We start from the raw sequence: 13,389 nt of genomic DNA, 5'->3' as shown, positions 1-13,389 counted from the left end.
GGCCACGAGGCCCGAGTTCGCCGTTCGCGTGAAGGCGCTCGCCGCGTCAAAACAAGACGAAGTGCCTCAACAGTCGCACGTGGACACGATTGACACAGGACCGCAGCCGGGGCTGGTCCGGTTTTTGCGATCCGCTCATCAAGACACCAATCCCGGATCGCTGTTCCCCGCGACTCGGCATGACTTCACGATGCGACGGCACACCGGCGTTTCCCCTGCCGCGCCGGCTTGGCGACTGGTTCGCCGAGCCGGCACCCCCCGGCAGGGTGGCGAGCACGTCAGAACAGCCCGTTGGAGTGCGACAGCTCGGCGGGGACCGGCGTGATCACGTCCCAGTGCTCGACGATCTTGCCGTCCTGCACGCGGAAGAGGTCCCAGTAGGCGACCGGCACGCCGAACTCGCCCTCCGACTGCAGCAGCACGAGGTCGCCCTCGGCGACGACGCGGTGGACGGTCTTGTAGACGAGGTTCCTGCCCTGCTCGGACCACTTCGCCGCGGCGGCGCCGAACCCGTCGAGCCCGTCGGCGGCCTCGGGGTTGTGCTGCAGGTAGGTCTCGGTCGAGATGTAGTCGGTCAGCGCCGAGTAGTCGGCGTCCTGGAGGATCCGCTGCGCGAACTCCTCCACCAGGGCACGGCTGCGTTCGGTGTCCGCACCGGTGGGCCGCGCGGGACCGTCCGTCTGGGACCGTCCGCTCGCGGTCTCCTCGACGACGGGCGTGAGCGCGTCCCAGTGTTCGGCGAGCTTGCCGTCCTCGACGCGGAAGAGGTCGAACGCGACCAGCGGCTGCGGCCCGAAGCCGTGGTAGACGCCGTGCAGGGCGACGAGATCGCCGTCCGCGACCACGCGCGCCAGGTCGTAGCGGAAACCGTCCGGCAGGGCCGACACGAGGCCCCGCAACGCTTCCGGCCCGTCCGCGACGAGCGAGCTGTGCTGGCGGTAGTCCGGGGACACCCAGCGGTCCACCGCGGACGGGTCCCTGTCGCCGAAGAGTTCGCCGGTGGCCTTGAGCACGAGTTCCTTGTTGTTCATGGCTCCACAGTGGCCCGGCGGTCGCTGCGGAACGAGGTAGGATCCCGCCTCGTCATGGTCAGAAGTGGACAGGTCGCACAGTTCGGCTTCAGCAACCCCGACCGCGGGAAGCTGGGCCTCGAAGCGCTCGACCTGGCCGCGCTCCGCCGCAGGCTCACCGCCGAGACCCTGACCAAGGTGCACCGCACCGACTTCCACCAGCTGTTCCTGGTCACGTCGGGCACCGGCGGCACCATGGTCGATTTCGTGGACCACCCCTGCTCCCCCGGCACGCTGCTGCACGTCAGCCCCGGCCGCGTGCTGCGCCTGCCCAGCGGTGAGCTGGAGGCGTCCGTGGTGCTTTTCACCCCCGCGTTCCCGGCGTCGGCACCCAGCGCCTTCGGCCCGGTGCGGCGTTCGGTGCCGCGGGCGGAGATGGCCGTCTTCACCCGTGCCGCGCAGGACCTCCGCCAGGAGTACCGCCGCAACCTGCTGACCAACGAGCCGGTGGACCTGCTCCGCGTGCTGCTGGGCGCCTTCCTGCTCCGCGTCGCCCGGCTGCCGACCGGCGACGACCCCGCGCGGCTGGACCCGCGGTTCGAACGCTTCCAGCACGAGCTGGAGCGCTCGTTCGCCACGACCCGCAACGCCGCCGAGTACGCGGCGCGGATCGGCTACTCGCCGCGCAGCCTCAACCGCATCTGCCTCGCCGCGACCGGGCAGTCGGCGAAGGCGTTGATCGACGCGCGGGTGGCACTGGAGGCCAAGCGGCTGCTGGTGCACACCGACCTGTCCTCGGCCGCGATCGGACACCGGCTGGGGTTCAGCGAGGCCACGAACTTCACGAAGTTCTTCATCCGGGAGACGGGGACATCACCGGGGGCGTTCCGCGAGTAGCTGACCGAGGGCGTGACGGGCGATCCCGGCGACGGACGGGATGCTGTCGCCGTGCCGCGCGAGGGCCAGGACGGAGAGCTCCGCGACAGCCCGCTGGACGCCCGCGTCGCTGACGGAGATGTCGCTGACGGACAGGTCGATCCGCGTCAGTCGTCCCAGCCCGGGCAGAGCCGGTCGAGGGTGCGGCTCGCGATGCCCGCCAGGAACCTGTTGGTCTCGCGGTAGTACGGCAGCGCGAGCACGGCGAGGTGCAACGCCCACCCCTGCGCCCGTGCCCAGTCCGCGTCGTCGAACTCGGCGAGTTCGCGCTGGAAGAGCTTGCGCCCGCGGGAGTCGAGGTAGAGCCAGGCCGTCATGAGGTCGGCCGCCGGGTCACCGACCCCCGCGCTCCCCCAGTCGATCACGCCGGTCAGCGAGCCGCCGGTGAACAGCAGGTTGCCCTCGTGCAGGTCGGCGTGCAGCCACCGTCCCGGCCGTTCCCACCGGGGCGCGGTCAGCGACTCCTCCCAGATCGCCGTGAGCCGCGGGTTCCCGCCGAGCTCGGCGATGCACGAGCGGACCGCCGCGTCGTCCTCGATGCCGCTCACCCGGCCACGACCGGTCTTCCACGGCCTGTCACCGGCGTCGACCGACTGCAGCGCGCGGACCAGCTCGGCCAGCCGGACCGGGACGTCCTCACCGACCGCCTCGACGGGAGCCATCACGCCGTCGATCCACCGCACCACGGACCACTGGTGGGGGTAGGACTCCGTCGGCGAGCCCAGCTCCAGCGGCTCCGGCACCGCGACCGGCAGGGAAGGCGCGACCACCGGCACGACCTGAGCTTCATGGGCGGCGTCGCCGGACGACCACTCGCGGCGGGGCAGCCGCACCGCGAGCTCGTCGCCCAGCCGGTAGAGCGCGTTGCTGGTGCCGCCGTGCGCGACCTCCCGGACCGGCAACCCCCGCCAGTGCGGGAACTGCGTGCGGACCAGTTCCCGCACGAGAGCCACATCCGTAGCGATCTCGGGCATCGATCAACTCCCCCGGAGGTCAGCTACGCATGCAACACCGTCCCCACCGCCTCGGCAACTCGTTTCTCGAACGGCAGCGGCCCGGCCGTCCCTGCTCACGCACTCGTGCAGCCGGCCATCATCCCTGCCCCGTCGGTCATCCGGCGCGCCGGTCCGCCAGCCGCACCACGTTCGGGGAGCGTTCCACCTTGACGCGGGCGCTGGACGCGACCAGATAGCCGACGCCGCGCACGGTCTGGATGACGTCCGCCGCGCCACCGAGCTTCTGGCGCACCCGGCGGACGTGCACGTCGACCGTGCGGGCGCCGCTGCAGCCGTCGTTGACGCCCCAGACAGCCGCCAGCAGCTCACGGCGGCGGTGCACCCGGTCGGTGTGCTCGCACAGGTGCTGGAGCAGTTCGAACTCGAGGCGCGTGAGCTCGACGGGCCGCCCGTGGAGCAGCACCTGGCGGGTGTCCGGGAGGATCCGGACGTCCACCTCCTCGACCGCCGCCTCGGCGGCGGGCGCCAGGCCCGCCTCCTTGAGCGCGCCGAGCAGGCGCAGCGCGGTCCCCTCGTCCTCGGTGTCGATCGTGATGCTGAACCTCATGACGCACCTCCTCAGCTCTTGGGCAGACCCTGCGGGTTGATCTCGGACGTCGGCACGGCCTCGTCGGACAGGCCCCAGCGCTTCAGGACCTCGGCGTACTTGCCGTTGGCGATCAGCTGGTTCAGCGCCTCCTGGACGGGGACGACCAGTCCGCTGCCCTTCTTGGTGGTCGCGGCGATCTTGCCCTGGACGGTGGCGCCGCCGGAGAAGTTGCCGATCACCTCGGTCTGCCCGGACGTCGCCGCGTGGTAGGCGGAGGTGGGGTTCGGGCCGAGGTAGGCGTCGATGCGGCCGGACTGCAGCGCGAGGTAGTAGTCCGAGGAGTTCTGGAAGTACTTGATGTCGGTGGCCTTCAGGCCCGCGGCGACGTTCTTGGCGCTCCAGTCGACGAGGATCTTCTCCTGGTTGGTGCCGGAGGTGACGGCGATGACCTTGCCCGCGACGTCCTTCGGCTCCCGGACCTTCCAGGTGCCGCCCTTCTTCGCCTCGAACGCCAGCGTGTCGAGGCGGTAGGTGGCGAAGTCGTACTTCTCCTTGCGCGCCTCGGTGACGGTGATGTTCGACAGGCCGAGGTCGTAGGCTCCGCTGTCGAGGCCCACGAACAGGTTCTCCCACGACGAGACCTCGAGCTTCGGCTTCAGCCCGAGCACGTCGGCGACGAGGGACGCGATGTCGGTCTCGACGCCGATCACGGTCTTGTCGTCGGTGGCGTAGAACCGCAGTGGCGGTGCCGTGCCGGCGGATCCGCCGATTGTCAGCTCCCCCTTGGCTCTGAACTTCTCCGGCACCTTCGCGGCGATCTTGTCGTCCCTGGTGGCGGTGATCCGCTTCTGGTCGGGGCCGAGGTTCACGCTGAGGCCGGCGACCTCGACGGGCTCCTCCCCGCCGGCGGTGCCGCAGGCAGCCAGTCCGAACGCGAGAACGGCGAGAAGTAGTTTGCGCACAACGAGCTCCTTTTAGAGAACCTTGGACAGGAAAGCGCGGGTCCGGTCGTGGACCGGGCGGTCGAGCACCTCGTCCGGTGCCCCCTCCTCGACGATCACGCCGCCGTCGATGAACACGATGCGGTCGGCCACCTCGCGGGCGAAGCCGATCTCGTGGGTGACGACGACCATCGTCGTGCCGGTGCGGGCGAGGTCGCGCATCACGTCCAGCACCTCGCCGACCAGCTCGGGGTCGAGGGCGGACGTGGGTTCGTCGAAGAGCACGACCTTCGGCCGCGTGGCCAGGGCCCGTGCGATCGCGACCCGTTGCTGCTGACCTCCGGAGAGCTGCCGCGGGTAGGCGGACGCCTTGTCCTCCAGGCCGACCCGCTCCAGGAAGTGCCGCGCGGAGGCGAGGTCGGCGACCTCCGCGACGTTCTCCAGCGCGGTCAGGTGCGGGAAGAGGTTGAAGTTCTGGAAGACGAACCCGATGTCCTTGCGCTGCTTGAGGATCTCGCGTTCCTTGAGCTCGTGGAGCTTGCCGGCGCGGCGGCGGTAGCCGATCAGGTCGCCGTCGATGGCGACGAACCCGCGGTCGGCCTTCTCCAGGTGGTTGATCGTGCGCAGCAGCGTCGACTTGCCGGAACCCGACGGCCCGAGCACCACCACGACCTCGCCGGCGGCGACGGTCAGCGACACCCCGCGCAGCACTTCCAGCGAACCGAAGCTCTTGTGCACGCCCAGAACCTTGATCACCGGCGGTCTCCTCGCGCGAAGTAGCGCTCGACGTGGTGCTGGCCGATCGAGAGCAGGGTGGTCAGGATGATGTACCAGACGGTCGCGACCATCAGCAGCGCCACGACCCGCGCGTTGCGGCCGTAGATCACCTGCACCTGGTAGAAGAGCTCGCCGATGGCCATCACGGAGACGACGGACGTGCCCTTGAAGAGGCTGATCACCTCGTTGGCAGCGTTGGGCAGGATCGAGCGCATCGCCTGCGGCAGCACGATCCTGCGGAACTGGCGGAACCTCGGGATGCCGAGTGCGGCCGCCGCTTCCAGCTGCCCCCGGTCGACCGAGATGACGCCGGACCGCACGATCTCCGCCGCGTACGCCGCCTGGTGCAGCGCGAGCCCCAGCACCGCCGCGCCCATCGGGCTGATCAGCGCGATGGTCTCGAAGCTCACGAGCTCCGGCCCGAACGGGATGCCGAGGCTCAGCCTGCTGTAGAGGTAGGAGATGTTGAACCAGAACAACAGCTGCACGATCAGCGGTATCGAGCGGAACGCCCAGATGTAGGTCCAGCCGACCGCGGAGAGGAACGGGCTCTTCGACATCCGCAGCACCGCGACGACGATGCCGAGCGCGAACCCCAGCACCGTGCCGAGCACGGTCAGCACGATGGTCGTGCCGACGGCCGTCAGGATCGACTGCGCGGTGAAGTAGCGGGCGAACGTGGGCCAGTCCCACGCGGGGTTCGTGACCAGGCCGTGCACGAACTGCGCAGCGAGCACCAGCACGAAGGCGACGCCGACCCAGCGCCAGGGGTAGCGGGCCGGCACGACCGGTGAGGAGGCTAAATCGTCGTCCTTTGTGGACATCGGCGTCAGGGTGCCGGAAGACGTCATGGCGGGTCCTTGCTGCGGCGGGGGACGTGAGACGAGCGAGAAGAACTTCAGCTCGTGCAGTCGATGTGGCAGCGGGAGGACAGGACCAACGCGGCGTTCACCCTGTCCTCCCTTCCCTGCGCTCTTGAGGAGAGCACTCACTCAACGACGTTCACGTTAGGTACCGCCCGACGGCTCGGGCAAGGACGTCCACGTGGTGAACAACTATCGGATACCGAGATGATCCCTCAACGTCGGACCTGAGTACTCGGTGCGGAAGACGCCGCGTTCCTGCAGCAGCGGCACGACGGTGTCGGCGAACTCGTCGAGCCCGCCGGGTGTCACGTGCGGCACGAGGATGAAACCGTCCGCCGCGTCCTGCTGCACCAGGTCGTCGATCTGCGTGGCGACGCTGTCCGCCGACCCGATGAACGTCTGCCGCGCGCTGACGTCGATCACGAGGTCGCGGATGGTCAGGTTCTTGGCCGCCGCTTTCTCCCGCCACTCCTTCACCGTGGCCGCGGGGTCCTTGAACATCCGCACGCTCGCGCGTCCCCGTGCGATGGTGTTCTCCCCCGTCAGCGGCTCGACGTCGGGCAGCGGCCCGTCCGGGTCGTAGCCGCTGAGGTCGCGGTTCCACACCTGCTCCAGGAACCGGATCGCGGTCGCCCCGCTGACCTGCTGCCGCCGCACGACCGCGGCCTTCTCCTGGGCGTCCGCGTCGGTGTCGCCGAGGATGAACGTCGCAGCGGGCAGGACCACCAGCTGATCGCGCGTGCGCCCGTACTTCTCCAGCCTGCCCTTCACGTCCCGGTAGAACTCCTGCCCCGCCTCCAGCGTGCCGTGCCGGGAGAAGATCGCGTCGGCGGTGGCGGCCGCGAACTCCCGCCCCTCCTCGGAGTCACCGGCCTGGAGGATCACCGGACGCCCCTGCGGCGACCGCGGCACCCCGAACGTGCCGCCGATGTCGAAGTGCTCGTCGCTGTGCTCGAACGCGCCGATCCCGGTGTCGAACAGCTTCCAGGCCGTGCGCAGGAACGACTCGGCCCGCGCGTACCGGTCCTCCTGCTCCAGGAACCCGCCGCGGCGGAAGTTCTCGCCGGTGAACGCGTCCCAGGACGTGACCACGTTCCACGCCGCGCGCCCGTCCGACAGGTGGTCGAGCGAGGCGAACTGCCGCGCCACCTCGTAGGGTTCGTTGAAGGTGGAGTTGATCGTGCCGGCGAGCCCGAGCCGTTCGGTGACGGCGGCCAGCGCGGCGAGCACGGTGAACGTGTCCGGCCGACCCACCACGTCGAGGTCGTAGATCTCACCGCCCTGCTCCCTCAGTCGCAGCCCCTCGGCGAGGAAGAAGAAGTCGAACTTGGCCCGCTCGGCCGTCTGTGCCAAGTGGACGAACGAGTCGAACTCGATGTGGCTGCCCGCCTGCGGATCGCTCCAGACGGTCGTGTTGTTCACGCCGGGGAAGTGCGCGGCGAGGTGGATCTGCTTGGTCATCCCACGCTCCTTCGGGCGAACTGGTTGACGGGCCGGGCCAGACCCAGGTGGCCGCGCAACGTCGTGTGCTCGTACTCCTCGCGGAACAGCCCTCTTCTCCGCAGCTCCGGCACGACGGTGCCGGTGAGGTGGCGGAGCTCGCCGCGGAAGCCCGCGAAGCCTTCCCGGTGCCAGGCGACGAGCCGGTCCACCGGTGTGGTTTCGTCGACGTCTCGGAAGACGAGCTTGTCGGAAGCCGACAGGTCGTCGCTGAACACGATGTCCCCCAACGGCTGTGTGGCGGCGATCAGCGGATGCCCCTGCGGCGGACGCGGGGTGATCGACGGGCCGCGCACCTGGAACCAGCGGCCCTCGAAGTCGATGTAATGCAGCTTCTCGCGGTCGATGAACCTGCCGGTGGCTTCGTCGCGGATCTCGGCGTCGTCCTCCCAGCTGTCCCACAGCCGGCGCAGGACCTCGGCGTAGTCCACGGCCTCGTCCCACAGGTCGCCGAGGTCGTCACGGCGCCCGAAGTGCCTCGCGGTGGCGACGTCCGGGGCTGTGGTGAGCTGGACCCCGGCCCGGCCCTTGCTCACGTAGTCGAGCGTCGCGATCGCCTTGGACAGGTGGAACGGCTCGGTGTGCGTGACCACCGCGGTCGGGACCAGGCCGATCCTGCTGGTCAGCGGAGCGATTCGGGCCGCCGTCAGCACCGCGTCCAGGCCCGGCCGTCCGTCGAGCGCGTCGTCGAAGGTGACGAAGTCGAGCTTGGCGTCCTCGGCCTCGCGCGCGAGCCCGGCCCAGTGCTTCGCGGTGAAGGCCTCGTCGCCGGACGCGTGCAGTGCGGCGGCCAGGTGCAGTCGTGAGCCCACCGGATCCCCTCTCGTCTGGTCCTCGCATTCTGGGCGCGGTCGAGGGGGTGGTGCCGGGACGGCCACAGGGTGGGAAAGCTCGGCGGTTCGGGAATTTTTCGAGCAGGCGCCGCAGACGAGGCGAACTCGGACCCCACCCCACCCCCGGCGGCGCGAAGGCTTTGCGGGCTTGCCGGATCCACCGCGCCCGTCCACCTGCCGCACCCCGAGCACGGCGGCACCGGCATCGCGCCGGGTCACCGGGTCGTCCGGCGGCAGCGGGTCATGGGGTTGTCCGCGGACTGGAACGGTTGCCTTGACGTGAGCGTCAAGGTTTAGCGTTCGGTCCATGAGGATCGGCGAACTGGCCAAGCGAGCCGGCACCACCACCCGTGCGCTGCGCTTCTACGAGTCCCAGGGGCTCCTCGAGGCGCGGCGCACGTCCAACGGGTACCGCGAGTACGGCGAACACGACCTGCGGCTGGTGCGGGAGATCCAGTCGTTGCAGGCGGTCGGGATGTCCCTGGAGGACACGCGACCGTTCGTGGCGTGCCTCCGGGCCGGGCACGAGTCCGGTGACTCGTGCCCGGACTCGCGGGAGGTCTACCGGCGCAAGCTCGCCGAGGTGGACGCCTGCCTGGAGCGGCTCACGGCCGTCCGGGAGTTCCTGCTGGCCGGTCTCGCCTTCCAGGACCCGTGCCTAGTGCCCGAATCTGAGGAGTTCCAGTGCAGCTGACCGACGCCACGTTCGCGGAGAAGACGCGGACCGGAACCGTGCTCGTCGAGTTCTGGGCGCAGTGGTGCGGGCCGTGCCACATGCTCTCGCCCGTGCTCGACGAGATCGACCGCGAGCGCGACGACCTGACCGTGCTCAAGATCAACGCCGACGAGAACACCGCCAGCGCCCGCGACCACCAGGTCATGTCGCTGCCGACGATGCTGCTGTTCCGCGACGGTGTGCCGATCCGCCAGATCGTGGGAGCGCGACCCAAGGCCCGCCTGCTGGCCGAACTGGATGACGCGCTGCGCGCGTGAGCCGCCCATCTTCCAGTGCATCCTGGCGAGCAGCGTTGCGTCGGAACGGTTGAGCGTCGCCGCACCGGTCCTGCTGGTCGTGTGCGGTGCTCGGCTTCGTGCCGGCGGCCTTCGAGCGCGGCACGCGGCGGGACGCCGAGCTGCTCGGCGGTCTGCGGCAGGCCCGGCGGGCCTTCGAGCAGCGCCACCACGCCGCGAGCAACGCGGACGTGGCGAACCCGGTGCTAGTCGAACTTCCTGCGCGCGAAGCCTGACCTGCTGCGGCCCATCCGGTTGAGGGTGAAGATCGTGAACGCGCCCTCTCCCCGGTCCGACCACGCCTGGACCAGGCCGACGTTGTGCACGAGGCTCGTCAGCTTCCGGACGGTCACCTGGTCCGAGTGGAACTGCGGCGACGGGCTGACGGTGTGGGCCGCGCGCAGCGTCTCGACGTGGTCCGCCAGCCTCCGGCGGGCCGCCTCCCGGTCCTCCTGGTAGAGGTCTTCGAGCGCGTGGAACACGACCTCGCTGGTGTGCAGGCCCACCGCGTGCGCGAAGACCGTCTCCGGGGCGATGGCCCCGTCGGTGAGTTCGAGTTCGTGGCGGCGGGTGTCACGGGCGACCACGTCGACGTACTGCACGGTGGCCCTGCCGAAGTCCGTCGTGCCGTCCGGGGCCTCGACCTCGAGGACCACCCAGTACGTCTCGCCTTCCGCGAGGTCGGGCGCGAAGATCCGGATGCCCTCGTCTCCGGTGACGAGGTCGGGCAGCGACTCGACGCCGAAGTCGTCCCTCGCGCGGTGTTTCGCGGTGGCCACCTCCCGTTCGACGCGGGCGCGGGTGGACGGGTCGGTGACCAGGTCGTGCCCGTAGAGGTGCCACGCGGTCACGGACTCGTCGAGCCGGAGCCGCAGCTGGACGTTGATGGCGGCCAGGTGTTCGCGCCGGGTCAGGTCCTCGGCGAGGTGCAGGCGCACGTCGTCGGGGTCGGTCACCAGCGTGCAGAAGCCGCCGGTGACGCCCGCCAGCGCTTCCAGCTCGCGCAGGCGGGCGTCCTCGCCGAACCCGAAGCAGGACAGGGTGATGTCGCCGCGGACCCGCTCGGCGACCGTGCGGCGGATGCTGATCCAGTCGCGCTCACCGGAGGTCGGGTCGCCGTCGGAGAACAGGTACAGGCAGTTGACGAGGTCCGGACGGCCGCCCGAGTGCCGGGCGATCTCGTCGACGCCGAAGAGCACGCCCATGTTGATGTCCGTGCCTCCGTCGGCCTTCAGCTCCGTGACGACGTCTTCGAGCAGTCGCGGCGGGATCTCCGCTTTCGGGGTGGCCTTCAGCACCGTGCGGACCCGCGTGTCGAACGTGACGATTCCCAGGACGTCGGTTTCGCGCAGCTGGGCATAAAGCTCGCGAATCGCTGTTTTCACCGTGCGGAGCTTCGAACCTTCCATGGACGCGCTCGTGTCGACGACGAACACGAAGTTCACCGGCATGCTTTCTCGCGGTGCTCGGCGTGGAATGTCACCGGCACGCAGCGCCAGCTCGACGAAGTGGGTGGTGTCCGGCCTCGCGCGGAAGTCCTCTCCCGCCGCTGCGACGCCGTGGCTCACGGCCAGCGCCTCCCCCGGCGGCGGTGACGGAATCCCGGTGAGGTTCGAGGCGACGAAATCGTCGAACCGCACCTGGGTCTGGTCGATCAGCACCCCCTGGTCGACCAGGTCGGCGATGCCGGCGGTCGCCTTCGTGCCGAACGCGTTGTTGCGGCGGACGTACAGGCCGTTGCGCGGGAGCGGACCGCGGTCGTCGTCGAACGGCACCACGAACCTCGGCCAGCCGGGCGCTTCGGCGGAGATCGGGCGGATGACCTGGGCAGCGGGCTCGAGGCCCCTCGCCGTAAACACGTCGCGGTCATCCGGCTGTGGGCGGCTCATCGGGGGCACGTCGCACTCATCCGGCTCGTAGTCCGGATCGGTACCGTGCGTGCTGACGGTCGCGGGCTGCCCGTAACCCACGAGCGGCTCGTCGACGTTGACCGGGCTCGGCGGTACGCCCTGGTCGTAGCCGGGAAGGGTCCCGTACCTCACGACCGGCGGCAGCTCGAGCGTCGGGACATCGTCCTCCGCCGGAGCGCTGACCCCTCCGATGCCGCTTTTCCCGGCATCGGCCACCGCGGGGCCGGAATCCCACCAGTCCCGCTCGCGGCGCGCGCTCTTCCTGCGGAGCAGCACGACGACAACGACGACCGCCAGTGCGACAGCAATGGGCACGAGGAGCCAGGCGAGATTCATCAACTCTGTCCCTGCAGGGAATCACGACGAGGTCACAAAGTAACCGAAAGCCACCCGCCGCGCACGATCTTTCCCGCCGGACTGGAATTGTCCGCGAAATGGCAGCGAATCGTCTACGACACCAGGGAAAGGCCGCGGCGAACGGGCTCGGCACCCGCGGCCGGCGCCGCCGTCTCGGCCGAGGGCACCTCGACCTCCTCGCCCCCGATCTCGCGGGTGATCCACGCGCCGGACTCCACCATGACCTTCAGCGTCCGCGTGTCGAGCGCGTTCACCCGCCCGTAGTACCACTCGTCGGTCGCCAGCGGGCCCATCCGGTCACCCAGGCGCTTCTTGATGTCCAGCACCCGCTCGTACATCGCCTGCACCAGGGCCGCGCGGTCGAACGGGCCCTGCAGGCCCTCGCGGATGCGGTCCTCGATGCCGCGCGGGGTGCCCTCGGAGTCGGGCATGAGCATGGTGGTCCAGGCGCGCGACTTCTCGCGGTACTGCAGCTGCTGCATGACGCCCTCGTGCTGCGCGAAGTCGGCGGCGCGGAAATCCTTGCCGCGCCAGCGCTTCTGCAGGTTCACGGCCAGCGACAGGGCGCTCTTCAGGCCCGTGTTGAGGCCGCGGCCGGGCCAGAAGTGCAGCGAGTTCGCGGCGTCGCCGAGCAGGAAGCCGAAGGTGGACGGGGCCAGCTGGGCGGTGAACTTCGACATCTGCTGCATGCCGAGCGTGAACGACGTGATGCCCACGACGTCCGCCGCGCCGACGCCGAAGAAGCGCAGGCCGTCGAGGATCCGCGGCCACAGGTAGGAGAGCTTGTCGACGGACGGCTTGAAGACCGCGCGGTGGCGGTCGCAGACGAAGCGGCCGTTCGCGGAGGGACGCATGGTGCAGCCGAACTTGCCGATGCACGAGACGGGGCCGCTCTCGCCGAGCGCGACGATCTCCGACGCCTCCTCGGCGGTCAGGCGCATGTTGATGAAGCCGCCGCCGAGCGAGTTGAACAGGAACCTGTTCTGCGCCACGGTGAGCGGGACGGTGTGCTCGTCGGGCGACTTGGCGGTGACGCGGATGCCGAGGACGCGCTCGTCGAGCGGGGAACCGTCCACTGAGAACAGTTCGCGGCTCGGGGTGCCGAACTGCGCCGAGAACGCGTCACGGGTCGCGGAGCGCGCGCCGTCGGCGATGGCGAGGACGTGCAGGCCGTCGAACTTCGCCGGCGCGGTGTAGGCCTCGGGGACGACCTCGATGCCGTAGACGTCCTGCGCCATGTCGAGCAGGCAGTCCTCGATCCAGCGGATCTTGATGTTGCGGGGACGCCCCTTGGACGCCGGGGAGTCCGGGCCGAGCGGCCACATCTCCGAGAACTTGCCGGGCGCGAAAAGGCGCTGCCGCACGGCCTGCGGGAGGGCGGCCCAGACGTTGCTCTGCAGCGTCACGACCTGCTCGCGGCGGTTGTTGCCCTCGGCAGCGCCCTTCCACACCACGCGGTCGCCCCGGCGCGTCCAGCGGCGGTCGTGGACGCGGATCGAGACGCCGTCGCCCAGCAGCGACTTCACGGTGCAGGCGAACGCGAGACCCACCGGGCCACCGCCCGCCACGTCCACGCGCAGCGGCGCCGCCTGGCGCAGCGGCACGACCCGGCTGCCCTGCTTGGGCAGCTTCACCGTCGGGCCGCAGCGGCCGATCAACACCGTCTTCTCGTCAGCCATGACCCTGTCCCCTCGATCCCGTTC

General features: G+C 70.0%; 14 protein-coding genes. 4 read left to right on the top strand and 10 right to left on the bottom strand.

The window, feature by feature from the left end:
• Positions 1-278 precede the first annotated feature (278 nt).
• The gene (locus BLQ91_RS21620; protein WP_090099118.1) at positions 279-1,031 is read right to left on the bottom strand and encodes a nuclear transport factor 2 family protein; all 753 of its coding nucleotides are present in this window, start codon (positions 1,029-1,031) and stop codon (positions 279-281) included.
• Positions 1,032-1,085: 54 nt separating this feature from the next.
• On the opposite strand from BLQ91_RS21620, the gene BLQ91_RS21615 reads away from it, so the two are divergent.
• Complete coding sequence (locus BLQ91_RS21615) at positions 1,086-1,907, top strand: helix-turn-helix domain-containing protein (protein ID WP_090099223.1); 822 nt, start codon at positions 1,086-1,088, stop codon at positions 1,905-1,907.
• 146 nt (positions 1,908-2,053) lie between these two features.
• On the opposite strand, the gene BLQ91_RS21610 is transcribed toward BLQ91_RS21615, so the two are convergent.
• The 7 genes from BLQ91_RS21610 to BLQ91_RS21580 form a co-directional block, all read right to left on the bottom strand.
• Entirely contained in the window at positions 2,054-2,920 is an 867-nt protein-coding gene (locus BLQ91_RS21610; protein ID WP_090099116.1) for an aminoglycoside phosphotransferase family protein, read from the bottom strand.
• A gap of 136 nt (positions 2,921-3,056) precedes the next feature.
• Positions 3,057-3,509 (bottom strand): winged helix-turn-helix domain-containing protein, encoded by a 453-nt coding sequence (locus BLQ91_RS21605; protein ID WP_090099114.1) that lies wholly within the window; start codon positions 3,507-3,509, stop codon positions 3,057-3,059.
• Between the two features lie 11 nt (positions 3,510-3,520).
• A complete protein-coding gene (locus tag BLQ91_RS21600; RefSeq protein ID WP_090099112.1) occupies positions 3,521-4,453 on the bottom strand; it encodes an ABC transporter substrate-binding protein in 933 nt (310 codons plus the stop codon).
• A gap of 12 nt (positions 4,454-4,465) precedes the next feature.
• Positions 4,466-5,188, bottom strand: a complete 723-nt coding sequence (locus BLQ91_RS21595) for an amino acid ABC transporter ATP-binding protein (RefSeq protein WP_090099110.1) — start codon at positions 5,186-5,188, stop codon at positions 4,466-4,468.
• Entirely contained in the window at positions 5,185-6,033 is an 849-nt protein-coding gene (locus tag BLQ91_RS21590; RefSeq protein ID WP_218130353.1) for an amino acid ABC transporter permease, read from the bottom strand. The genes BLQ91_RS21595 and BLQ91_RS21590 overlap by 4 nt, the downstream gene beginning before the upstream one ends.
• Before the next feature lie 231 nt (positions 6,034-6,264).
• Positions 6,265-7,536, bottom strand: a complete 1,272-nt coding sequence (locus BLQ91_RS21585; RefSeq protein ID WP_090099106.1) for an LLM class flavin-dependent oxidoreductase — start codon at positions 7,534-7,536, stop codon at positions 6,265-6,267.
• Positions 7,533-8,387: an LLM class flavin-dependent oxidoreductase gene (locus tag BLQ91_RS21580; RefSeq protein ID WP_090099104.1), complete on the bottom strand. Its 855-nt coding sequence runs from the start codon at positions 8,385-8,387 to the stop codon at positions 7,533-7,535. The genes BLQ91_RS21585 and BLQ91_RS21580 overlap by 4 nt, the downstream gene beginning before the upstream one ends.
• Before the next feature lie 328 nt (positions 8,388-8,715).
• Between BLQ91_RS21580 and BLQ91_RS21575 the strand changes: the two genes are divergently transcribed.
• The 3 genes from BLQ91_RS21575 (at position 8,716) to BLQ91_RS41515 (ending at position 9,655) form a co-directional block, all read left to right on the top strand.
• A complete protein-coding gene (locus BLQ91_RS21575; RefSeq protein ID WP_090099101.1) occupies positions 8,716-9,102 on the top strand; it encodes a MerR family transcriptional regulator in 387 nt (128 codons plus the stop codon).
• Positions 9,093-9,401: a thioredoxin gene (gene trxA, locus BLQ91_RS21570; RefSeq protein ID WP_090099099.1), complete on the top strand. Its 309-nt coding sequence runs from the start codon at positions 9,093-9,095 to the stop codon at positions 9,399-9,401. Before BLQ91_RS21575 ends, trxA begins: the two co-directional genes overlap by 10 nt.
• Before the next feature lie 86 nt (positions 9,402-9,487).
• Positions 9,488-9,655: a hypothetical protein gene (locus tag BLQ91_RS41515; protein WP_176959876.1), complete on the top strand. Its 168-nt coding sequence runs from the start codon at positions 9,488-9,490 to the stop codon at positions 9,653-9,655.
• Here the strand turns inward: BLQ91_RS41515 and BLQ91_RS21565 are convergent.
• Together BLQ91_RS21565 and BLQ91_RS41510 are read right to left on the bottom strand one after the other, a co-directional pair.
• Positions 9,626-11,665: a VWA domain-containing protein gene (locus tag BLQ91_RS21565; RefSeq protein WP_090099097.1), complete on the bottom strand. Its 2,040-nt coding sequence runs from the start codon at positions 11,663-11,665 to the stop codon at positions 9,626-9,628. The genes BLQ91_RS41515 and BLQ91_RS21565 overlap by 30 nt on opposite strands.
• 113 nt (positions 11,666-11,778) lie before the next feature.
• Positions 11,779-13,365 carry a hypothetical protein gene (locus tag BLQ91_RS41510; RefSeq protein WP_090099095.1) on the bottom strand — a complete coding sequence of 529 codons (1,587 nt, stop codon included), beginning with the start codon at positions 13,363-13,365 and terminating at the stop codon, positions 11,779-11,781.
• Positions 13,366-13,389: the final 24 nt, after the last annotated feature.

Origin of the sequence: Lentzea jiangxiensis (assembly GCF_900104175.1) — a bacterium.
GTDB lineage: Bacteria > Actinomycetota > Actinomycetes > Mycobacteriales > Pseudonocardiaceae > Lentzea > Lentzea jiangxiensis.
Note: the sequence above shows the minus strand (reverse complement) of the source record. Positions and strands in the feature narration are given on the sequence as shown.